Source organism: Pseudomonas sp. 3-2 (assembly GCF_019710535.1).
Lineage (GTDB): Bacteria > Pseudomonadota > Gammaproteobacteria > Pseudomonadales > Pseudomonadaceae > Aquipseudomonas > Aquipseudomonas pharyngis.
Map to the genome: position 1 here is coordinate 3,225,561 of NZ_CP081200.1, position 21,119 is coordinate 3,246,679.

The following is a 21,119-nucleotide window of genomic DNA, read 5'->3' on the forward strand; positions in this document are numbered from 1 at the left end:
ACCAGTCAGTTTCAGACTAAAGTCGCCTGTAGCACGTCAAAGCCATCTGCCATCATTGCCGTTCACCCCCGCGTATTCACTTCCTCCCGGTTCTTCACTGGTCCGGGACGGGAGCTATTTCTGGTTGTTTGCGCCTCTGCGCAATCGTTGTTCTGTTGGAGTTTTCAATGCGTCCCCCATTTCCCCTCATCACCCCGCGCCAGTCGCTTGGCTTCGGAGCCTTTGTGCTGTGCGCCGGTTTTACCGCGCAGGTCCAGGCCAGCGGTTTTTTCGAAGACACCACGGCGAAGATCGAGTCGCGCACGGTGTACTTCAACCGCGATTTCCGTGACGGGCACACCTCGAGTGATCAGGGCGCGTCCAAGCGCGAAGAGTCGGCGCAGGGCTTTATTCTCAATCTGCAATCGGGCTACACCGAAGGCACTGTCGGTTTCGGGATCGATGCGCTGGGCATGGCGGGTTTCCAGCTCGATTCCAGCCCGGATCGCAGCAACAGCGGCCTGTTGCCGTCCAGTGGCGAGAACCCGCGCGGTTCGAAAGGTCAGTACGCAAAAATGGGCCTGACCGCCAAGGTCAAAGTCTCGGATACGGTGCTGAAATACGGCGCGTTGCTGCCGGATCTGCCGCTGCTCAAGTACAACGACGGCCGTCTGCTGCCAACCATGTTCAACGGTGCGATGCTGACCTCCAAAGAGGTGAAGGACCTGACCTTCATGGCCGCGAGGCTGGACAAGTACACCGCCCGGGATTCGAGCGATTCGCAAGACATCCGCGTGCACTGCAAGAACAAGCGCTATGCCTGCAACACCACCGCCGATCATTTCGACATGTACGGCTTCGACTACAAGATCAACGATCGCCTGACCGCGCAGTACCACTACGCCGAGCTGGAAGACATCTATCGCCAACACTTCGTGGGTTTGTTGGCCAATCAGCCGCTGGGTGACGGTGTGCTGAAAGCCGATCTGCGTTTGCTGAAAAGCGCCGACAGCGGTGATGCGAAAGCCGGTTCCATCGACAACCGGGCGCTGAGCGGCATGCTGTCCTACGGCATCAGCGGCCACACCTTCAGTGCCGGTTGGCAGCGCATGAACGGTGACAACTCGATGCCGTATCTGGATGGCAGCAACCCGTACCTGGTGAACTACGTGCAGGTCAACGACTTCGCCGCCGCTCAGGAACGCTCCTGGCAGCTGCGTTACGAGTATGACTTCAAGGCGATCGGCATCAACGGTTTGAGTTTCCTGACCCGCTACGTGAACGGCGATCACATCAAGGTCCCGGGCAGCGATCAGGAAGGCAAAGAGTGGGAACGCGACAGCGAGTTGAAATACGTGATTCAGAGCGGGACGTTCAAGGATGTCAGCCTGCGGTTGCGTAATGCGACTTACCGGACGAACTACGAGAAGTTTGCCCGGGATGTGGATGAGACCCGGTTGATCGTGAGCTACAACTTTTCGGTGTTGTAACCCATAGGTTGGCGGTGTCTGAACTGACGCCTTCGCGGGCAAGTCGAATCGTCGCACCGCCGCTCCCACAGGGATCTACGGTAACCACAAATTTAGTGAATGACGTAGAACCTGTGGGAGCGAGCCTGCTCGCGAAGGCGTCATTGCGAGCTCCGCTATAGCCAATGCCAGAACCGGCTCCAGAATCCGCGATTCAGATCATCCTTGCACGCTGCGTATTGCTGACCGTACATGTCCGAGCGGTTCTGCACCTTGCGCGCCACCGGCATCAGCCACGCCTTGCTGGCATAGGTCTTCTGGCGAAAACCGCCCCAGCCTTCGTGGTAGTTGAGGTACTGGTTGTAGGCGTCGTACTTGTACACGCCGTTGATCGAGGTGGTCTTGTCCATGTACCAGCCGACGAAGTCGATGGCGTCGTCGAAGTCTTCGCGGTCGGCGCCGTACCGGCCGGTGCTTTTCTGGTAGTCGGACCAGACTTCATCCTTGGCCTGCGCATAGCCTGACGCCGTCGAAACCCGGCCCCACGGGATCACCCACAACAGGTATTTGCGCGGCGTCTTGGCGTCATAGCGGTAGCCGGACTCCTGATACATGATGGCGAACGGCACCTGGATCGGCACGCCCCAGCGCTTTTGCGTGACTTGCGCCGCGTCGTACCAATCACTTTTTTCGCGGAAAATCTCGCAGAGGTTTTCCGGCGAACGCGGCGGCGATGTCCCGCAACCGGTCAACAGTGCCGCCAATACCAACAGTCCAACCGTGCGCCGCGAATTCAAAAGCCGTCATCCCATCGTGCAAAAAAGGGCGCCAGTCTACGCGGTCAGGTCAACTGGTGGCGATAAGGCAAATCCGGACCTGTTTTGCTGCATGTAAGGGCGGCGGCCTGTACGGCAAACCTGAGCATGCCGTCGATCTGCTCGCGGTTAAGGTGCTGAACACCTTCCACCGAGTCCAGTTCATGTTCGGTCAGCCAGGTGATCAAAGCGGCCTGGAAGGTATCGCCGGCACCGACGGTGTCAGCGATCTTCACCGAAGAGGCCGGCACCGACCATGAGCCGTGAGCGCGACTGAAGACTGTTGCACCTTCACCGCCACGGGTCAGAAACACCACTTGGCAGCGATGCTGCAGCCAACCTTCGATAACCCGCGCCGGATCCTGCTCGGGGTACAGCAGGTTCAAATCCTCGTCGCTGACTTTGATCAGGTCCACCAACGGCACCAGCGTGGCGATCCGCTCGCGCCACAGGTCGATGTTCGGCTCGGGGTTGAGGCGCACGTTCGGGTCGAGGCTGATCAGGCGTTTACCGCTTTCGCGTTGCACCAGCGCAAGCAACGTATCGGCAACCGGTTGCACCACCAGCGAGAACGAACCGAAGTGCAAGCCGCGCACTTCCGGGCCCAGCGATGGCAGATGGGTCAGGCTCAGTTGACGGTCGGCGCAGCCTTCACCCCGGAAGCTGTAATGCGGCGAGCCGTTGGCACCCACCGCGACCATCGCCAGGGTGGTCGGCGCAGCGAAATCCACCAGATAGTCCGGGCGCACGCCTTCATCCCGCAGCACTTGATGCAAGCGTCTGCCGAGGTAGTCGGTGGACAACCCGCCAAACAGCGCCGAATTCACGCCCAGACGGCGCAAACCCACCGCCACGTTGAACGGCGAGCCACCGGCAATCGCCTTGAAATTGACTTTCGATGCCTGTCCGCCGGCATCGTCTTCGCTGAAGAAGTCGAACAGCGCTTCGCCACACACCAGGTACATAGTTGTTTGCTCTTTATAAGGTTGCGACATGCAGTCGATAGCGTTCATAGGCCTGCTGGAAGGCCGCGACATTCGCGGCAACCGGCAGGGTTTCACTGTTCAGGTCGAGCTTCACGCAGCGCTGACACAGGTCGGCCAGGGTGTCTTCGTGGCCGTTCGACCACGATTTGCACCACGCCGCCTGAATCGCCGCGCCCAGGGCTGCGGCTTCGCTCTGCTCGGTGCAGATCACCGGGGTGTTCATGATGTCGGCGACGATCTGCCGCCACACCGCGCTTTTCGAGCCGCCGCCGATCAGGCAAATGCTGCGGCTTTGTAAACCATTCTGGCGCAACAGATCCAGTCCATAACGCAGGCCGAAGGTGGTGCCTTCCACGGCGGCGCGGCACAGATTGGCCTGGGTCAGGTTATCGATGGTCAGGCCATGCAGGCTGCCGGTGGCGTGGGGCAGGGGCGGCACGCGTTCGCCGTTGAGGAATGGCAACATGCTCACGCCCTCGGCGCCGATCGGAACCTGGGCCACCAACGCGTTGAAGGCGTCGAGATCGAGGTTGAACAGTTCGCGGATCGCGCCGGTGGCGTTGGTCAGGTTCATGGTGCAGATCAATGGCAGCCAGCCGCCGCTCGAGGAACAGAAGGTCGCGACCGACGCATCCGGGCTGACTTTCGGTGCCTCGGCGTAGGCGTATACCGTGCCGGAAGAACCGAGGCTCATGGTGATCGCCCCCGGCTGAATATTGCCGGTGCCGATGGCGCCCATCATGTTGTCGCCGCCACCGCTGGACACCACCGCGTTGGGGTTGATGCCCAGCTGTTCGGCAATGGCGGGAAGGATCGTGCCGACCGCTTGATGGGCGTCGATCAGTTCCGGCAGCGCGGATTGCAGACGACCGCTGGCGTCGATGTCGCGCAGCAGCTGCAAATCCCATTGGCGGGTGCGCACATTGAAATAGCCGGTGCCGGATGCATCGCCGTATTCGCTGCACGCACGGCCGGTGAGCCAGAAATTCAGGTAGTCGTGGGGCAGCAGGATCCGTGCGATGCGGGAAAACACATCCGGATGTTGCTCCTTGGTCCACAACAATTTGGAGACGGTGTAACCCGGCGCGATGACCACGCCGAGGCGTTCCAGCGAACCTTGTTCACCGCCCAGATGAGTCAGCAGGCGATCGTTTTCAGGCGTGGTTTCGGTGTCGCACCAGAGCTTGGCCGGGCGCAGGACCTGGCCTTGATCGTCGAGCAACACCAGGCCGTGTTGCTGGCCGGAAACGCCGATGCCCTGGATTGACTGACCGTCGACATTTGCCGCCAATAAAGCGCGGCGGGTGGCGAGGGCGAAGGCTTCCAGCCATTGCGCGGTGTCTTGTTCGCGACGGCCATTGGCGCCGCTGATCATCGTGTGGGCGGCGGCGCCCTGGCCGAGAACCTGACCGCTGACAGCGTCGAGGATAATGGCTTTGGTGCCTTGGGTGCCGCAGTCGATGCCGAGGAACAGTTGCTGTGTTGTCATGTGCGCTCCACACAGATCGAGGGACGCGGAGCGTCCCGTGCTGCATTCCCACGCAGAGCGTGGGAACGATCAGGTCAACAGGTGTTCGAGGGTGCGAGTCACGCCTTCTTCTCGCAAGCTGTTCAGGCACCACTCAAACGCTGCCACAAACTCCTTCGAACGCGGTATCGCCGTACCGAAGATTTCTTCAACCCCCAACAACCGCTCAGTGATCAAAGCATCCTCCGCCACCAACCCCTGACAGAACGCCGCCCGAGGATCCGGAATCGAGTAAGTGTCGCCATTCTCGTCCACGCCCTTCAAGTAAAGTGCCCAAGCCGCCACCACCAACGCCGCACGCTTGGTCTCCTGCCCATCGGCAATCAACCGATTGATCGTCGGAATGGTGAACTTGGGAAACTTCGACGAGCCATCCGAGCAAACCCGCTCCAACTGATCGGCAATCGCCTGATTGGAAAACCGCGCCACCAGCGTGTCCTTGTACTCGGTCAGGTCGATGCCCGGCACCGGCGCCAGTTGCGGGGTCACGTCCAGGTCCATGTAGGCGCGCATGTAGCGCACGAACAACGGGTCGTTCATGGTTTCGTGAACGAAGCGGTAGCCCTTCAAAAAGCCCAGGTAAGTCAGCGCCAGATGGCTACCGTTGAGCAGTTTGATCTTCATCTCTTCGTAGGGGGAAACATCGTCGGTGAACTGCACGCCGACCTTTTCCCACGCCGGGCGGCCGTTGACGAACTTGTCCTCCAGCACCCATTGCACGAAGGGTTCGCAGACCACCGGCCAGGCGTCGTCGACGGCGTGTTTGTCCGCCAGTTGCAGGCGATGCGCGGTGCTGGTCATCGGCGTGATGCGGTCGACCATGGCGTTGGGGAAACTGACGTTGGCGTCGATCCAGCCACGCAGGTCCGGATCGAGCAGCGCGGCGAAGGCCAGCAGCGCCTTGCGGGTCACCGCGCCGTTGTGCGGCAGGTTATCGCACGACATCACCGTGAACGCCGGAGTGCCCGCCGCACGCCGCTTGGCCAACGCCGCACAGAGGAAACCGAACACGGTTTTCGGCTGTTGCGGGTGCGTCAGATCGTGCTGAATCTGCGGCAGGTGCGCCATGAATTCGCCGTTGCTGTCGTCGATGCAGTAACCGCCCTCGGTGATGGTCAGCGAGACGATGCGGATCTGCGGATCGGCGAGTTTGTCGATCAGCACCTGGGCGCTGTCCTCGGCCAGCAGCATGTCGCGGATTGCGCCGATGACGCGGACTTCGGTGTCGTCGCTGTCGCCCAGTTCGAACAGGGTGAACAGGTAGTCCTGCTCCTTGAGATCGTCGCGGGCGCGGCGGTCTTCGCCGCGCAGGCCGACGCCGCAGATCGCCCAGTCCAGCGCTTCGCCGGTGTTCATCAGCGCGTCGGTGTAATACGCCTGATGCGCGCGATGGAAACCGCCGACGCCAATGTGGGCGATGCCCTGGCGGGTGTCGCTGAGGCTGTAGGCCGGCAGTTGCACTTCGGCGGCCAGGCGGTTGAGGTTTTGCTTGTTCAGTTTCATCGGGTCAGTCTCGAAATCAGGCGGCCGCACGCAACGGGCGGGTCAGCGCCACGCCGTCGGCATCGAACAGATGGCAGTGGGCAGCGTCCAGGTGCAGGTTCAGTTGTTCGCCGTAACGGCTCGCCAGATCACCACGCACACGCATGGTCAGGGCTTCGCCGGCGTTGGTCTTGACGTGGCAGAAGGTGTCGCTGCCCAGCCGCTCGCTGACGTCGGCGATGACTTGCAGGGTGCAGTCGCCCGCTTGTGCCAGCTCCAGATGTTCCGGGCGAATGCCCAGGGTCACGGCGCTGCCGACACTCAGGTTCGCCGCGTTGAAGGGCAGGGTGATGCGGGTGCCGGCATCCAGCGAGACTTCGCAACTCGCGCCGTCGATGCGCGCGATCTGCCCTTTGAGAAAGCCCATTTTCGGCGTGCCGAGAAAACCGGCGACGAACAGGTTGGCGGGGTTGTGATACAGCTCCAGTGGCGAGCCGACCTGTTCGATCTTGCCGCCATTGAGCACCACGACCTTGTCGGCCATGGTCATGGCTTCGACCTGATCGTGGGTCACGTAGATCATCGTGGCTTTGAGGTCCTTGTGCAGGCGCAACAGTTCCAGGCGCATCTGCACCCGCAGGGCGGCGTCGAGGTTGGACAGCGGCTCGTCGAACAGGAAGATTTTCGGGTTGCGCACGATCGCCCGGCCGATAGCCACGCGCTGACGCTGGCCGCCGGACAGTTGTTTCGGCTTGCGTTCCAGCATCGGGCCCAGTTCCAGAATGCGCGCCGCTTCGCCGACTTTCTTCTCGACTTCGGCTTTCGGTACGCCGGCCAAGTCGAGGGCGAACGACATGTTTTTCTTCACGGTCATGTGCGGGTACAGCGCGTAGGTCTGAAACACCATCGCCAGATCGCGCTTGGCCGGGCTGACTTCGGTGATGTCGCGCCCATCCAGTTCGATGGTGCCGCCACTGACTTCTTCAAGGCCGGCGATCAGGCGCAGCAGGGTGGATTTGCCGCAGCCCGACGGGCCGACGAACACCACGAATTCCTTGTCGTTCACCTCAAGGTCGATGCCCTTGATGATGGAAAAACCTTCGAAGCCTTTTTGCAGATTCTTGATTTTCAGGTTGGCCATGGTGGCGCTCCTTTTGCGAATTCTTATTTGACGGCGCCGAACGACAGGCCGCGCACCAGTTGTTTCTGGCTGATCCAACCGAAGATCAGGATCGGCGCGCAGGCCAGGGTCGAGACGGCCGACAACTTGGCCCAGAACAATCCTTCAGGGCTTGAGTAGGAGGCGATCAGCGCGGTCAGTGGCGCGGCTTTGGACGAAGTCAGGTTCAACGACCAGAACGCCTCGTTCCAGCACAGGATCAGCGACAGCAGCACGGTCGACGCGAGGCCGCCCTTGGCGATCGGCAGCAGCACGCGGAGCATTTCCTGAGCCAGGGTGGCACCGTCGAGGCGGGCGGCTTCGAGGATGTCTTTGGGGATGTCCTTGAAGTAGGTGTAAACCATCCACACCACGATCGGCAGGTTGATCAGCGTGTAGATCACAATCAGCGCGATACGCGTGTCGAGCAGGCCGAAGCTCTTGGCCAGCAGGTAGATCGGCATCAGCACGCCCACCGGCGGCAGCATCTTGGTGGAGAGCATCCACAGCAGCGTGCCCTTGGTGCGCTGGGTTTCGTAGAACGCCATCGAGTAGGCCGCCGGCACCGCGATCAGCAGGCAAAGAGCCGTGGCGCTGAAGGAAATCACCACCGAGTTCCAGGCAAAACTGAAGTAATCGCTGCGCTCGTTGATGTGCAGGTAGTTCTCCAGCGTCGGCGTGAAGATGAACTGCGGCGGCGTGGCGAAAGCGTCGATTTCGGTCTTGAAACTGGTCAGCACCATCCAGAAGATCGGGAAGAAAATGATGATCGCGATGGCCCAGGCCAGCGTGCCGAGCAGCAGGCTTTGCAGCCGGCGGGATTGTTGAAGAGTCATGGCAGGCCTCAGGCTTTGTCAGTCAGGTTTTTGCCGATCATCCGCACCAGAATGATCGCGGCGATGTTGGCGATGACCACGGCGATCAGGCCGCCGGCCGAGGCCATGCCGACGTCGAACTGCACCAGCGCCTGGTTGTAGATCAGGTAGGCGAGGTTGGTCGATGCGTAGCCGGGGCCGCCGTTGGTGGTGGTGAAGATTTCGGCGAACACTGACAGCAGAAAGATGGTTTCAATCATCACCACTACCGCAATCGGCCGCGCCAGATGTGGCAGGGTCAGGTGCCAGAAAATCGCGATCGGGCCGGCGCCGTCGAGGCGGGCGGCTTCCTTCTGTTCCTGGTCGAGGGACTGCATGGCGGTCATCAGGATCAGGATCGCGAAGGGCAGCCATTGCCACGACACAATGATGATGATCGACAGCAGCGGGTAGTGGGCGAGCCAGTCCACCGGTTGCGCGCCGAACAACTTCCAGATGTAGGCGAGGATCCCGGACACCGGATGGAAAATCAGGTTCTTCCAAATCAGCGCACCGACGGTGGGCATGATGAAGAACGGCGAAATCAGCATCACTCGCACGATGCCGCGACCGAAGAATTCGCTGGCCTCCAGCAGCGCACTGATCAACACGCCGAACACCACGCTGATCAGCAGCACGCTGCCTACCAGCAGCAACGTGTTGGTGGCGCCGGGCATGAAGCCGGAGTCGGTCAGGAAGTAGGTGAAGTTTTCCAGCCCGACGAACGCGTTGGTGCCCGGGTCGAGCAGGTTGTAGCGGATCATCGAGAAATAGACGGTCATGCCCAGCGGCACGATCATCCACAGCAGCAACAGGGCCACCGAAGGGCTGACCAGAAACCAGCCGGGATTGGCCACGCGGCTTTTGCGCCGGGGCTGCGACAGGTCGATGTGGGCTTTGGCAGTTGAAGTATTCATGGCGTTTACAACCGAGTCATACAGACCTATGGAGATCCCATGTGGGAGCGACGGTGCGACGATTCGACTTGCTCGCGAAGGCGTGGTGTCAGACAACAAATGTTTCACTGATACACCGCTTTCGCGAGCAAGCCCGCTCCCACAGAAGGCAGGAGAGGCTTTCGCAGGATTACTTCGGATAACCCGCGCGCTTCATCTCGCGTTCGGTGGTTTGCTGCGCGGCGGTCAGTGCCTGGTCGACCGTGGTCTGGCCGATCAGCGCCGCCGAGAACAGCTTGCCGACCTGGGTGCCCACGCCCTGGAATTCAGGAATGGTTACCAGCTGGATACCGATGTACGGCACAGGCTTGAGGGTCGGTTTGCTCGGGTCGGCCGATTTCAGCGATTCCAGCGTGACCTTGGCAAACGGTGCGGCGCTCATGTAAGCGTCACTGTAGGTCGAGGCGCGAGTGCCCGGCGGTACGTTGGCGATGCCGTCGGTCTTGGCGACCAGTGCGCCGTACTCTTTTGAGGTGGCCCAGGCGCTGAATTCCTTGGCGGCATCCTTGGCCTTGGAGCTGGTAGGGATCGCCAGCGCCCACGAGTACAGCCACGCCGAGCCTTTGTCGGTGACCTGATGCGGCGCGTAGGTGAAACCGACGTGATCGGCGACCTTGCTTTGGGTCTTGTCGGTGACGAACGAGCCGGCGACGCTGGCATCGACCCACATTGCGCACTTGCCGCTGTTGAACAGTGCGAGGTTTTCGTTGAAACCATTGCTGGAGGCGCCCGGTGGGCCGGACTTCTTCATGGTGTCGACGTAAAAGTTCAGCGCGTTTTTCCACTCCGGACCGCTGAATTCGGGTTTCCACTGCTCATCGAACCAGCGTGCGCCGTAGGCATTGGCGATGGTGGTGATCAACGCGATGTTTTCACCCCAGCCGGCCTTGCCGCGCAGGCAGATGCCGTACTGTTCCTTGTCCTTGTGGGTGAGTTTTTCGGCGAAGCCAGCGATCTGTTCCCAGGTCGGACGCTCGGGCATGGTCAGGCCGGCGTCCTTGAACAGGTCGGTGCGGTAGTAGGTGATCGAGCTTTCGGCGTAGAACGGCAGGGCGTACAGCGAACCTTTGACTGACAGGCCTTCGCGCACCGACGGGAACACATCGTCGAGGGCGTAGCTGGCCGGCAGATCCTTCATCGGTTCAAGCCAACCTTTTGCACCCCAGAGTGCGGCTTCGTACATGCCGATGGTCAACACGTCGAACTGACCGCCCTGAGTGGCGATGTCGGTGGTCAGGCGCTGACGCAGGACGTTTTCTTCCAGCACCACCCAATTGAGCTTGATGTCCGGATGCTCGGTCTCGAAGGTCTTCGAGAGCTTTTGCATGCGGATCATGTCGCTGTTGTTGACGGTGGCGATGGTCAGGGTCTGGGCGCCAAGGCTGACGCTGCTGAGGGTCATGCAGGTGAGGGCCAGCAGAGCTTTTGCAGTGGGTTGCATCGTGCACTCCTTTTCTGCACCCGGCGGGGGCAGAAGGACAGTTATTGTTTTTGTGTTCTTCCAGCGGGGGAAGAATGTGCACTGATTACAGCCTTCTGACGCAGGGCTGACAAATCATCCCTAGCACTTGAGTCGATACTTTTTTGCACTCGGGATTGATGCGGCAAACGCAGGGAAGGGCGTTTCAGAAGGACGGCCTGCATTAATCCGTACAGGATTTCCGGCGTCAGCCGTGGTTTTGCTCGGTCAGGCGCTGTACCACCAGTCGCCGATAATGCGAAGGCGTCATGCCTTTGAGCTGCTGAAAACGCCGGTTGAAATTGGAAATATTGTTGAAGCCCGACTCGAAACACACTTCGGTGACCGGTTTGTCGCCGTCCGCCAGCAGTTCGCAGGATTTGCTGATGCGCAGGCGATTGACGAATTCGATGAAGTTGCGCCCGGTGGCCTGCTTGAACACGCGGCTGAAATAGGTCGGCTTCATGCCCAGGTGCTCGGCGACTTCCTCCAGCGGCAACTCACGGGCGTAGTGGGCGAAGATGTAATCCACTGCGCGGTTGGTGCGGTCAATGTTGTGCTCGTCGGCCAGTTGCGGGGTGGTTGCGCCGGACAGCAGCTGGTAGTCGTCGCAGGCCGCCAGCAATTCCATCAGGATGAAAAAGTGCCCGAGACGGGTGATGCCGTTCGAATCGGCGATACGTTGCATCAGGGTCATGGCCTGGCGGATTGTCTGCGGGGAGCGGAATTCGATGCCGTATTGCGCACGCTCGAGCAGCGGCGCCAGGGTCTTGAGTTCGGCGAACACCTGATGACCGCTTTCGAACAACTCATCGGTGAAGTTGACCAGCATGTCGCGTTTCTCGACCACTTCGTCTTCGGCCACCTGGCTGATCCAGTTGTGCGGCAGATTGGGGCCGGTGAGAAACAGGGTCTGCGGGTAGAAGTTGCCGATGTAGTCGCCGATGAACACCTTGCCCGAACTGGCGACGATCAGGTGCAGCTCGTACTCCTTGTGAAAATGCCAGCGCACCAGCGGGCAGGGGAAGCCATGCTGGCGATAGATGATGGACAACCCGTTGTGGTCATCCATCAGCTCATAAGAAGGGTCGGTGACGCGGGCGGTTCGGGTCATGGCAGAGCGCTTTTATTGTTATCGCCCGGTGATCATGCCTCTTGTCACGTCGGTTGCGCCAGTTTCCATTGCGGCTCAGAGCGAGCGTTGTTCGGCCTTAATCACGTTGGCGACTCGGCAAAACTCCATCAGGTCGGACTCTTCCATGAAGTCGACGTTAATGATGTTGCACTTCAATGCCCAATCACTTTTATCCAGGTCGAACCACTCATTCAGTTGGTCATGAATGTCGACGGGACCACCAATGGAGGTAAAACTGGTGGCGGATAACGACCAGGTATTCCACGTGCCTGGAGGGTTTTTCATCACTTTTTCAATGAATTGGCGCAATTCATCAGGACTGGTGATGTCGTTTTCCGACCATTTATGACTGATTTGATCGTGAAACACTCTGTAGTCGAGTTTCCAGTGCGATCTTGCAGCCGCAAAAACTCGCTGTTTCGGGCTGACGCGTTTTAGTTCTTGAAGAGTGAGAGACTGGTTGATACGGGGTACAAGGCGGTCTCCCAGCAAGTTGATGATCGTGTTGTTGAAGTATTCGAAATCGAAGTCATTACCCTTCAGTTCGTGAAAGTCCAGGATGATGAACTCATCCGGGTTCTTTGCAAGGAAGTTGTTTATGTCATTGGCCAGGTCTTCCAGTGTTCGGGAGTTTGTATAGCCGCCGTGGTGCATGACGAACTTTCGCGCACCTTTACCATTGGCTTCATATTTCAGACGAATGTCGAGCGCACGGGCGCCGTGGTTCAGTTGCGCGTGAAAAGTATCGTGCTGACACGCCAGCCAGTGACGTGGAGGGCTAAAAAGCGGATAGGTGGCGCGCCAGTCACTGCCCGCGTTGTGAGTGCCGGGCAGTGTCAGTTCGCAGATGTTCAGCGAATCGATGTCGGGGGTCGTGCTCATCCAGTTGTAAGTTGCCATTAATGCGTCCTGCATAAGTGATCGAAAAGAGTGGCGATATGCTGATTGTTTAAAGAGCCACTTGCAGGATGTTTATAAAGTTTAAATCAGTGACGGGCTACGTGAGTGTTGATGCAATTTATTGACGATTGTTTGTAGAGTTTTCCGATGGTGCTATTTATTCCGGTTTTTAGCCTCGATCCACTGAGACATGTATTGTGTGCTCTTGTGTAAATGATGGCGCAACATGCTGCCGGTGAAGTTGTCGAGTCTTCGTTGTTGAATGTTTTTTCGGCATTCAAGCAACTTGTCGATCAGTGCCGGCCCATGAACGGCTCGCTGATAAATGTCTTCGAGCAGCGTTTGTCCACGGGATTGGGTTGCTTGCCAGAGTATTTCGTCGCGATAAAGCTGGACCGCGGCATTGGCGAAATCCTGCGCGGTGCGGCAGATTGCCCCCGGCCAGGGTTGGTGGGTATGCATGCCTTCAGCCCCTGTCGGCGTCGTGACACTTGGCGTTGCGCAAAGCATTGCATCGATCAATTTGCCCTTGATTCCCGCGCCGAAACGCAGGGGGGCCAGACAAACACGCGCATCAGACATGACCTGCAAGGCGTCTTCCGCCCAGTTCATGATATGGAACCCCTGTGAGGGATTGTGCAGGGCTGCTGCCTTGGGGGGCGTGTAAGCCCCGTAGATACGTAGCTGCGCCTTGGGCAGTTGCTCGCGGATCAGCGGCCAGATTGTCGATTTCAGCCACAACACGGCATCCCAGTTCGGCGCGTGACGGAAATTGCCGATACTGAGGAAGTCGACGCGTTCATCAAACTTTTTTGGCGATGCGCTGGGCGGTTCGACCATCAACGGGCACCAGTGCAACAGTTCGGGTGGCAACTTGAATTGCTGTACGAGCAGGTCGATTTCCACTGGCGAGATCATCAGATTCAGATCACAGCGATACAGCGCGGCAATCTCGCGCCTGGCCAGGTCGGTGTCAGCCATCAGCCTGAACTCTTCATGCAGTGCAGGCGCGAACAACGCATTAAAGTCGTTCGCGTCATCGCTGGCCTTCAACCGGTCCCTCAAACGCTGATGCCTGGCATGGCGCAAGCTCTGCAAATCCGAGGTTTCCAGAACACGCAACGCGTCGGGACAGTGTTTTTCTACCCGCCAGCCGAATTGTTCTTCAATCATGAATTGATCGAAGAGCACGATATCCGGGCCAAGTTCGCTGATGAATGTGTCGAAACTGCTGTTGTTCAGTTCGATCGGGACCGTATGGATCCCAAGTTCGCCCAAATCGGCCGGATGTTCGCCAACGCCGGCAGGGCTGGCAAAGGTGATTTGCCAACCCTGGTGCAGGAACGTTTCGAGAATTTGCATCACATGCCCGCTTGCCGCAGAGGAACGAGGTTCCGGCCAGACGTAACCAATGACGAGGACTTTGGTTGCGGGCTGACTCATGAGAAACGGTTCCTGGAACGAAGTGACGGAAAAAAGGCGCGCGGATTAGACCATAACCCAGGCATCGAGTGATCCGTTTTTATCGGGTTTGCATCGGATGAGGCCGAGGGAGAAGGCGATCGACAGGGCGCGTGAAAGCTTCATTCAGACATTGAAGTCTCGTGCTCAGGATTGCCCGAGAACGGCTTTGACCTTGTCTCGCAGTTGATCAATGGAAAATGGCTTGCCGATCACATGCATGTCCACCGGTACTTCAATGGTCTCGGCATAACCGCTGGCAAACAGAATCGGCAGTGCGGGGCGAATATTGCGGGCTTCGGTGGCCAGTTGACGGCCATCCATGATCGGCAAGCCGACATCGGTCATCATCAGGTCGATGTGCTGATTCGTATCCTTGAGGATTTCCAGCGCCTGCTCGCTGCCATCTGCCTCCAGAACCTTGAACTCCAGCTCCTCCAGCACATCGACGATCAGCATGCGCACGATGGCATCGTCTTCTACTACAAGGATGGTGGACACAGGGTTGGACATAATGGCGGCTCTCAAGAATGGGGGACGGGGCGCCGGTCGATCAAAAATGCCGGGCTCTTGCATGAGTAAGTGGCGCATAGCCACAAGTTCCCGACTGCATACAAAAAAAGGATAGGCGCAAACGGGCGGGCAAGGATAACTGTTGGGCCCCGATTCGGCGTAGGCAAATGTAGGAAAACAGTATTAAAGCTGTGAGAAAAATGGATCCATGGTGCCGTTTTGGGGCAAACTCCCTGGTTTTCAACAGTTCGACAAGGCTGCCACATGTCCTCTCCGTCTTCGGTTGATGAGCAACGGTTTCGCAAACTCCTGAGCCGCAACGTCAGTTTGCCGTTGGGCGTCGGCGTCATCAGTGCCGTGTTCTTCATTTCATTGATCACCTATTTGTTGTCTGTGATCCAGTGGGTGGAGCACACCGACCGGGTGATCAATAACGCCAACGAAGCGGTGAAACTCACCGTGGATCTGGAAACCGGCATGCGCGGGTATCTGCTCAGCGGCGACGAGCATTTCCTCGATCCGTACGAAACGGCCAAGCCTCGCATCGCCGTGGCTCTGAATACCTTGCTCGAACTGACTGCGGACAATCCGGCTCAGACCGATCGCCTGCGTCGACTTCAGGCGCTGCAAATCGAGTGGGCGACCTATGCGCAGTCGATGATCGATCTGCAACGCGCCAGTGGCGATTACAAATCGGCGGTCAAAGCGGGGAAGGGCAAGCGCCTGACCGACGAAATACGTAAACAGTTCGAAGATGTGATTGAAACCGAACAGTTGCTGCGTGCCTCCCGTAATGAGGATGTGCGCCGCACCACGGTCTGGAGCATCAGCCTTTATCTGCTGTTCGTGGCGGGCATCAGCGGTCTGTTGGCCTATGTCGGTCGGCGCGATCTGCTCAACCTGTCGCAAAGCTATGGCGCGACCCTGGCGGCGCAAGAGGCCAGTGCAAAGCGTCTGGAACAGCAAGCCTGGTTGCGCAACGGCCAGACTCAGCTCGCCGAGCAAGTGCTGGGGCAACTGACGGTCAATCTGCTGGGGCGCAATATCCTGCAATTCTGCGCCCAGTACCTCGGCACCGCCGTGGCCGCGTTGTATGTGCGCGAGGAACATGGCGGCCTCAAACGTGTGGCGAGTTACGGTTTCTCCCGCGAACAGGAACAACAGGATCAATTGATCGGCAGCGATGAAGGCATCGTCGGGCAGGTCGCCCAGCAGGCTCGGCTGATCCGTCTCGACTCGGTGCCATCCGATTACTTCAAGGTCAGCTCCGGTCTGGGCGAAGGCCTGCCGCACAGTGTGCTGGTGGTGCCGACCAGTGATGACGACCGGGTCAACGGCGTGATCGAACTCGGGTTCCTGCGTCCGCTCACCGACCGTGATGTGGCGCTGCTGGAACTGATCGCCGGCAACATCGGCACGTCCATCGAAGCGGCGCGTTATCGCCAGCGTTTGCAGGAAGTGCTGGCCGAAACCCAGCAACTGAATGAAGAGTTGCAGGTGCAGCAGGAAGAGCTGAAGACCGCCAACGAAGAGCTGGAGGAACAGTCGCGGATTCTCAAGGAGTCCCAGGCTCACCTGGAAACCCAGCAAGTCGAGCTGGAGCAGACCAACGAGCAACTGGCCGAGCAGGCGCAGACCCTGGCCGAGCAGCGCGACGCCATGGATCAAAAGAACAACGAGCTCAATCGGGCCCAGGTGCAGCTCGAAGAGCGTGCCGAGGAACTGCAGCGTTCGAGCAAATACAAGTCCGAGTTCCTGGCCAACATGTCCCACGAACTGCGCACGCCGCTGAACAGTTCGCTGATCCTGGCCAAGCTGTTGGCAGAAAACCCGCAGGACAACCTCAGTGCCGAGCAGGTGAAGTTTGCCGAGTCGATCTATTCCGCCGGCAACGATTTGCTCAACCTGATCAACGATATTCTCGACATTTCCAAGGTGGAAGCCGGCAAACTCGAAGTGATCCCGGAAAACACCAGCGTGGCACGCCTGGCCGACGGCTTGCGCGGTATGTTCGAACCGCTGGCGGCAGACAAGCAACTCGCATTCAGCGTCCAATTGCAGCCCGATGCGCCGATTACGCTGTTCACCGACCGCCAGCGTCTGGAACAGGTGATCAAGAACCTGCTCTCCAACGCCGTGAAATTCACCGAGCAAGGCGCGGTCAGCCTGACCATCGCCGGCCAGCCGGACGATCACATTGCCTTTATCGTGCGCGATTCGGGGATCGGGATCGCAGCGGATCAACAGGAAAGCATTTTCGAGGCCTTCCGTCAGGCTGACGGCACCACCAACCGCAAATACGGCGGCACCGGCCTGGGTCTGTCGATTTCCAGGGATCTGGCGACGCTGCTGGGTGGTTCGATCAGCGTCACCAGTGCGCCGGGGCAGGGCAGTGTCTTCACCCTGGTGCTGCCGCAGCAATACCGCGAGCCGGGCGACGCGCCGGTCGCGCCGCTGACGTTCAGCCCGCCCGCTGCCGCTCCGGTCATTGCACCCGCCGTGACGGTTTCGCCGCTGGCCTCTGTCGACATTCCGCGTTTCAACGATGACCGCAATAAAGCGCCGTTTGATACCCGCTGCATTCTGGTGGTGGAAGACGAGCCGAATTTCGCCCACATCCTCTATGACCTGGCCCATGAACTGGGCTATCAATGCCTGGTTGCCCACGGTGCCGACGAAGGTTATGACCTGGCCAAAGAGTTCGTGCCGGACGCGATCCTGCTGGACATGCGCCTGCCGGATCACTCGGGCCTGACCGTCCTGCAGCGTCTGAAAGAACACGCCGAAACCCGGCACATCCCGGTGCACGTAATTTCCGTGGAAGACCGCGTCGAAGCGGCCATGCACATGGGCGCCATCGGTTACGCGGTCAAGCCGACCACTCGCGAAGAGCTCAAGGACGTGTTTGCCCGTCTCGAAGCCAAGCTCACGCAGAAGGTCAAACGTGTGCTGCTGGTGGAGGACGACGATCTGCAGCGGGAAAGCATTGCCCGCCTGATCGGCGACGACGACATCGAAATCACCGCTGTAGGCCTGGCGCAGGACGCACTGGAGCTGCTGCGCACGACGATCTTCGATTGCATGGTCATCGATCTGAAGCTGCCGGACATGCTTGGCAACGATCTGCTCAAGCGCATGTCCACCGAGGACATCTGCTCGTTCCCGCCGGTCATTGTCTACACAGGGCGCAATCTGACCCGCGACGAAGAAGCCGAACTGCGCAAGTATTCGCGTTCGATCATCATCAAGGGCGCACGCTCGCCGGAACGTCTGCTGGATGAGGTCACACTCTTTCTGCACAAAGTCGAATCACAGTTGTCCCATGAACGGCAGAAGATGCTCAAGACCGCCCGCAGCCGCGACAAGGTCTTCGAAGGACGCAAGGTGCTGCTGGTGGACGACGATGTACGCAACATATTCGCCCTGACCAGCGCGCTGGAAACCAAGGGTGCCGTTGTGGTGATCGGCCGTAACGGCCGCGAAGCGATTGAAAAACTGAATGAAGTCGAGGACATCGACCTGGTGCTGATGGACGTGATGATGCCGGAGATGGATGGTTTTGAAGCCACCATCGAAATCCGCAAGGATCCGCGCTGGCGCAAGTTGCCGATCATCGCGGTGACGGCCAAGGCCATGAAGGACGATCAGGAGCGCTGCCTGCAGGCGGGCGCCAATGATTACCTGGCCAAGCCTATCGACCTGGATCGTCTGTTCTCGCTGATTCGCGTGTGGTTACCCAAGATGGAACGCATTTAGTGGAACGTAGTAATTCCGTTGAGCGGAACAGTGAAATCGAACTGCGGTTGCTGATCGAAGCGATTTATCTCAAGTACAGCTACGATTTTCGCGATTACTCCGGCGCCTCGATCAAGCGCCGTGTGCAACATGCGTTGAGCCAGTTCGAGTGCGCGACCATCTCGGCCTTGCAGGAGAAAGTCCTGCATGACCCGACGGCGTTCATGCAGTTGCTGCAATTGCTGACGATCCCGGTCAGTGAGATGTTCCGCGATCCGTCGCACTTCCTGGCGATCCGTCAGGAGGTGGTGCCGCTGCTCAAGACCTATCCGTCGATCAAGATCTGGATCGCCGGCTGCAGCACCGGCGAGGAGGTCTACTCGATGGCGATCCTGCTGCGCGAAGAAGGCCTGCTTGATCGTACGATCATCTACGCCACCGACATCAACCCGCGCTCGCTGGACAAGGCCAAGCAAGGGATCTTTTCGATGGAAAACGTGCGTGCCTACACCGCCAACTATCAGCAGGCAGGCGGCCAGCGTTCGTTCGCCGACTACTACACTGCGGCCTATGGCTACGCGATTTTCGACAAGAGCCTGTGTGAGAACGTTACGTTCGCCGATCACAGCCTGGCGACCGATAGCGTATTCTCCGAAACTCAATTAATTTCATGTCGTAATGTATTGATTTACTTCAATAAAAAACTTCAGGATCGAGCTTTCGGGTTGTTCCATGAATCGTTGTGTCACCGTGGATTCCTGGTGCTGGGCAGCAAGGAAACACTCGACTTCTCAGGCTATGCCAACCAGTTCGAACCCCTGGTTAAACAAGAACGGATTTACCGCAAATCATGAACAGTGCCGCGGATTTGCCTCGGGTCGAGGCGATTGTGGTCGGAGCTTCCGCCGGTGGCGTCGAGGCGTTGCTGACCTTGCTTGGTTCGCTGCGGGCCGGGTTCGGGCTGCCGATCATCATCGTGCTGCATCTGCCGGAAGAGCGTCGCAGTCAGCTCGTCGAGGTATTCGCCCGGCGGCTGGCGCTGCCGGTCGCTGAAGCCATCGACAAACAGGACATCATGCCCGGCACCGTGTATTTCGCCACGCCGGGTTATCACCTGTCGGTGGAGCAGGATCGCAGCCTGTCGCTGAGCCTTGAAGACCGTTTGCATCATTCGCGGCCTTCGATCGATTTCCTGTTCGAATCCGCCGCTGATGCCTACGGGCCGGCGCTGGCCGCCGTGCTGCTGACCGGCGCCAACCATGATGGCGCGCGAGGCCTGGCCCAGGTCAAACGCCGGGGCGGCCTGACCGTCGTGCAGGATCCGGATGACGCACAGGTCGATACCATGCCTCGCGCGGCACTGAAAACGCATCAACCGGATTACATACTTCCCATACACGGCATCGGCCGTCTGCTTGTCGAGCTGGAACGAATCGCATGCTGAGTAATATCCAGGCAAAACTGCTGATCGTCGACGATCTGCCCGAGAACCTGCTGGCCCTCGAAGCGCTGATCAAACGTGAGGATCGCACCGTCTACAAAGCATTGTCGGCGGACGAAGCACTGTCGCTGCTGCTGCAACACGAATTCGCCATGGCCATTCTTGACGTGCAAATGCCCGGCATGAACGGCTTTGAACTGGCCGAATTGATGCGCGGTACCGAGAAAACCAAGAACATTCCAATCATCTTCGTCAGCGCCGCTGGCCGCGAACTCAATTACGCGTTCAAAGGCTACGAAAGCGGGGCAGTGGACTTCCTGCACAAGCCGCTGGATATCCATGCGGTAAAAAGCAAGGTGAACGTGTTTGTCGATCTGTACCGCCAGAGCAAGGCGATGAAGCAACAGGTCGAAGCGCTGGAGCAGAGTCGTCGCGAACAGGAGGCGCTGCTTCAGCAACTGCAAAGCACCCAGGGCGAACTGGAGCAGGCGGTACGCATGCGTGACGATTTCATGTCGATCGTCGCCCACGAAGTGCGCACGCCGCTCAACGGTCTTATCCTCGAAACTCAACTGCGCAAGATGCACCTGGCCCGGGACAACGCTGCCGCGTTCACCCTCGACAAGATGCACGCGATGGTTGACCGCGACGAGCGCCAGATCAAAAGCCTGATCCGCCTGATCGAGGACATGCTCGACGTGTCGCGGATCCGCACCGGCAAGCTGTCGATCCGACCGACTCGTTTCGATCTCGCGCAGTTGGTGAGCAACTTGCTGCAAAACTTTGCGCAACAGATCGAGGCGGCGGAAACCACCGTTTCCTTCGAAGCGGAGAGTCCGGTCGAAGGCTGCTGGGACGAGTTTCGCATCGAACAGGTGATTTCCAACCTGCTGACCAATGCCTTGCGTTATGGCGCTAGAAGCCCGATTCAGGTGCGCGTCTATCGCCAGGGCAACCACGCACGGGTCGAGGTTCAGGATCACGGCATCGGCATCAGCGAGGAAAATCAGAAACGCATTTTTCAACAGTTCGAACGGGTCTCCGCCAAGACGGTGGTGGCCGGCCTCGGACTGGGTCTGTTCATCTCCGAACAGATCGTCGCCGCCCATGGCGGCTTCATCGTCGTCGAAAGCAAGATCAACGAGGGCGCCCTGTTTCGCGTTTGTCTGCCGCTCCAGGAAAACGGCGAAACAAACGCAACCTCTGAGTGACCGCACGGTCGTATCAGCAGCTATTGACCGAACAAA

The 21,119-nt window shown here is 59.0% G+C and carries 17 protein-coding genes; 5 read left to right on the forward strand and 12 right to left on the reverse strand.

Going from position 1 to position 21,119, the window contains the following annotated elements; all coding sequences use genetic code 11:
* Positions 1 to 167 precede the first annotated feature (167 nt).
* Positions 168 to 1,469 carry an OprD family porin gene (locus K3819_RS14565; protein ID WP_221397291.1) on the forward strand — a complete coding sequence of 434 codons (1,302 nt, stop codon included), beginning with the start codon at positions 168 to 170 and terminating at the stop codon, positions 1,467 to 1,469.
* Positions 1,470 to 1,624: 155 nt separating this feature from the next.
* On the opposite strand, the gene K3819_RS14570 is transcribed toward K3819_RS14565, so the two are convergent.
* The 12 genes from K3819_RS14570 to K3819_RS14625 form a co-directional block, all read right to left on the reverse strand.
* Complete coding sequence (locus K3819_RS14570; RefSeq protein WP_085610228.1) at positions 1,625 to 2,245, reverse strand: hypothetical protein; 621 nt, start codon at positions 2,243 to 2,245, stop codon at positions 1,625 to 1,627.
* A 44-nt stretch (positions 2,246 to 2,289) separates the two neighbouring features.
* Positions 2,290 to 3,228 (reverse strand): carbohydrate kinase, encoded by a 939-nt coding sequence (locus K3819_RS14575; protein ID WP_221397292.1) that lies wholly within the window; start codon positions 3,226 to 3,228, stop codon positions 2,290 to 2,292.
* Positions 3,229 to 3,241: 13 nt separating this feature from the next.
* Positions 3,242 to 4,738, reverse strand: coding sequence for a xylulokinase (gene xylB, locus K3819_RS14580; protein WP_221397293.1), 1,497 nt, complete (start codon positions 4,736 to 4,738; stop codon positions 3,242 to 3,244).
* A 69-nt stretch (positions 4,739 to 4,807) separates the two neighbouring features.
* The gene (locus tag K3819_RS14585; protein ID WP_221397294.1) at positions 4,808 to 6,280 is read right to left on the reverse strand and encodes a mannitol dehydrogenase family protein; all 1,473 of its coding nucleotides are present in this window, start codon (positions 6,278 to 6,280) and stop codon (positions 4,808 to 4,810) included.
* Between the two features lie 16 nt (positions 6,281 to 6,296).
* Positions 6,297 to 7,400, reverse strand: a complete 1,104-nt coding sequence (locus K3819_RS14590) for an ABC transporter ATP-binding protein (protein ID WP_221397295.1) — start codon at positions 7,398 to 7,400, stop codon at positions 6,297 to 6,299.
* 23 nt (positions 7,401 to 7,423) lie between these two features.
* Complete coding sequence (locus K3819_RS14595; protein WP_007957423.1) at positions 7,424 to 8,254, reverse strand: carbohydrate ABC transporter permease; 831 nt, start codon at positions 8,252 to 8,254, stop codon at positions 7,424 to 7,426.
* Positions 8,255 to 8,262: 8 nt separating this feature from the next.
* Positions 8,263 to 9,189 (reverse strand): carbohydrate ABC transporter permease, encoded by a 927-nt coding sequence (locus tag K3819_RS14600; RefSeq protein ID WP_221397296.1) that lies wholly within the window; start codon positions 9,187 to 9,189, stop codon positions 8,263 to 8,265.
* Between the two features lie 169 nt (positions 9,190 to 9,358).
* On the reverse strand, positions 9,359 to 10,669 hold the full coding sequence (locus K3819_RS14605; protein ID WP_221397297.1) for a sugar ABC transporter substrate-binding protein: 1,311 nt from the start codon (positions 10,667 to 10,669) through the stop codon (positions 9,359 to 9,361).
* A gap of 226 nt (positions 10,670 to 10,895) precedes the next feature.
* Positions 10,896 to 11,801 carry an AraC family transcriptional regulator gene (locus tag K3819_RS14610; protein ID WP_085610235.1) on the reverse strand — a complete coding sequence of 302 codons (906 nt, stop codon included), beginning with the start codon at positions 11,799 to 11,801 and terminating at the stop codon, positions 10,896 to 10,898.
* Positions 11,802 to 11,876: 75 nt separating this feature from the next.
* Positions 11,877 to 12,722, reverse strand: a complete 846-nt coding sequence (locus K3819_RS14615) for a phosphatidylinositol-specific phospholipase C domain-containing protein (protein WP_221397298.1) — start codon at positions 12,720 to 12,722, stop codon at positions 11,877 to 11,879.
* A gap of 153 nt (positions 12,723 to 12,875) precedes the next feature.
* Positions 12,876 to 14,165 (reverse strand): glycosyltransferase, encoded by a 1,290-nt coding sequence (locus K3819_RS14620; protein ID WP_085610237.1) that lies wholly within the window; start codon positions 14,163 to 14,165, stop codon positions 12,876 to 12,878.
* A 165-nt stretch (positions 14,166 to 14,330) separates the two neighbouring features.
* Positions 14,331 to 14,696 (reverse strand): response regulator, encoded by a 366-nt coding sequence (locus tag K3819_RS14625; protein WP_085610238.1) that lies wholly within the window; start codon positions 14,694 to 14,696, stop codon positions 14,331 to 14,333.
* Positions 14,697 to 14,960: 264 nt separating this feature from the next.
* On the opposite strand from K3819_RS14625, the gene K3819_RS14630 reads away from it, so the two are divergent.
* Genes K3819_RS14630 through K3819_RS14645 form a run of 4 tightly spaced genes read left to right on the forward strand, consistent with a single transcriptional unit; the run spans position 14,961 to position 21,083 of the window.
* The gene (locus K3819_RS14630; protein WP_221397299.1) at positions 14,961 to 18,452 is read left to right on the forward strand and encodes a response regulator; all 3,492 of its coding nucleotides are present in this window, start codon (positions 14,961 to 14,963) and stop codon (positions 18,450 to 18,452) included.
* Positions 18,452 to 19,285 (forward strand): protein-glutamate O-methyltransferase CheR, encoded by an 834-nt coding sequence (locus K3819_RS14635; protein WP_064596454.1) that lies wholly within the window; start codon positions 18,452 to 18,454, stop codon positions 19,283 to 19,285. The genes K3819_RS14630 and K3819_RS14635 overlap by 1 nt, the downstream gene beginning before the upstream one ends.
* On the forward strand, positions 19,282 to 19,875 hold the full coding sequence (locus K3819_RS14640) for a chemotaxis protein CheB (RefSeq protein ID WP_064596456.1): 594 nt from the start codon (positions 19,282 to 19,284) through the stop codon (positions 19,873 to 19,875). The genes K3819_RS14635 and K3819_RS14640 overlap by 4 nt, the downstream gene beginning before the upstream one ends.
* A complete protein-coding gene (locus tag K3819_RS14645; RefSeq protein WP_064596458.1) occupies positions 19,869 to 21,083 on the forward strand; it encodes a hybrid sensor histidine kinase/response regulator in 1,215 nt (404 codons plus the stop codon). Before K3819_RS14640 ends, K3819_RS14645 begins: the two co-directional genes overlap by 7 nt.
* Positions 21,084 to 21,119: the final 36 nt, after the last annotated feature.

Excerpts from the sequence above, each read along its gene's own strand:
- K3819_RS14565 (WP_221397291.1), top strand. The coding sequence starts at position 168 with ATGCGTCCCCCATTTCCCCTCATCACCCCGCGCCAGTCGCTTGGCTTC.
- K3819_RS14575 (WP_221397292.1), bottom strand. The coding sequence starts at position 3,228 with ATGTACCTGGTGTGTGGCGAAGCGCTGTTCGACTTCTTCAGCGAAGAC.
- xylB (WP_221397293.1), bottom strand. The coding sequence starts at position 4,738 with ATGACAACACAGCAACTGTTCCTCGGCATCGACTGCGGCACCCAAGGC.
- K3819_RS14585 (WP_221397294.1), bottom strand. The coding sequence starts at position 6,280 with ATGAAACTGAACAAGCAAAACCTCAACCGCCTGGCCGCCGAAGTGCAA.
- K3819_RS14590 (WP_221397295.1), bottom strand. The coding sequence starts at position 7,400 with ATGGCCAACCTGAAAATCAAGAATCTGCAAAAAGGCTTCGAAGGTTTT.
- K3819_RS14595 (WP_007957423.1), bottom strand. The coding sequence starts at position 8,254 with ATGACTCTTCAACAATCCCGCCGGCTGCAAAGCCTGCTGCTCGGCACG.
- K3819_RS14600 (WP_221397296.1), bottom strand. The coding sequence starts at position 9,189 with ATGAATACTTCAACTGCCAAAGCCCACATCGACCTGTCGCAGCCCCGG.
- K3819_RS14605 (WP_221397297.1), bottom strand. The coding sequence starts at position 10,669 with ATGCAACCCACTGCAAAAGCTCTGCTGGCCCTCACCTGCATGACCCTC.
- K3819_RS14610 (WP_085610235.1), bottom strand. The coding sequence starts at position 11,801 with ATGACCCGAACCGCCCGCGTCACCGACCCTTCTTATGAGCTGATGGAT.
- K3819_RS14615 (WP_221397298.1), bottom strand. The coding sequence starts at position 12,722 with ATGGCAACTTACAACTGGATGAGCACGACCCCCGACATCGATTCGCTG.
- K3819_RS14620 (WP_085610237.1), bottom strand. The coding sequence starts at position 14,165 with ATGAGTCAGCCCGCAACCAAAGTCCTCGTCATTGGTTACGTCTGGCCG.
- K3819_RS14625 (WP_085610238.1), bottom strand. The coding sequence starts at position 14,696 with ATGTCCAACCCTGTGTCCACCATCCTTGTAGTAGAAGACGATGCCATC.
- K3819_RS14630 (WP_221397299.1), top strand. The coding sequence starts at position 14,961 with ATGTCCTCTCCGTCTTCGGTTGATGAGCAACGGTTTCGCAAACTCCTG.
- K3819_RS14640 (WP_064596456.1), top strand. The coding sequence starts at position 19,282 with ATGAACAGTGCCGCGGATTTGCCTCGGGTCGAGGCGATTGTGGTCGGA.
- K3819_RS14645 (WP_064596458.1), top strand. The coding sequence starts at position 19,869 with ATGCTGAGTAATATCCAGGCAAAACTGCTGATCGTCGACGATCTGCCC.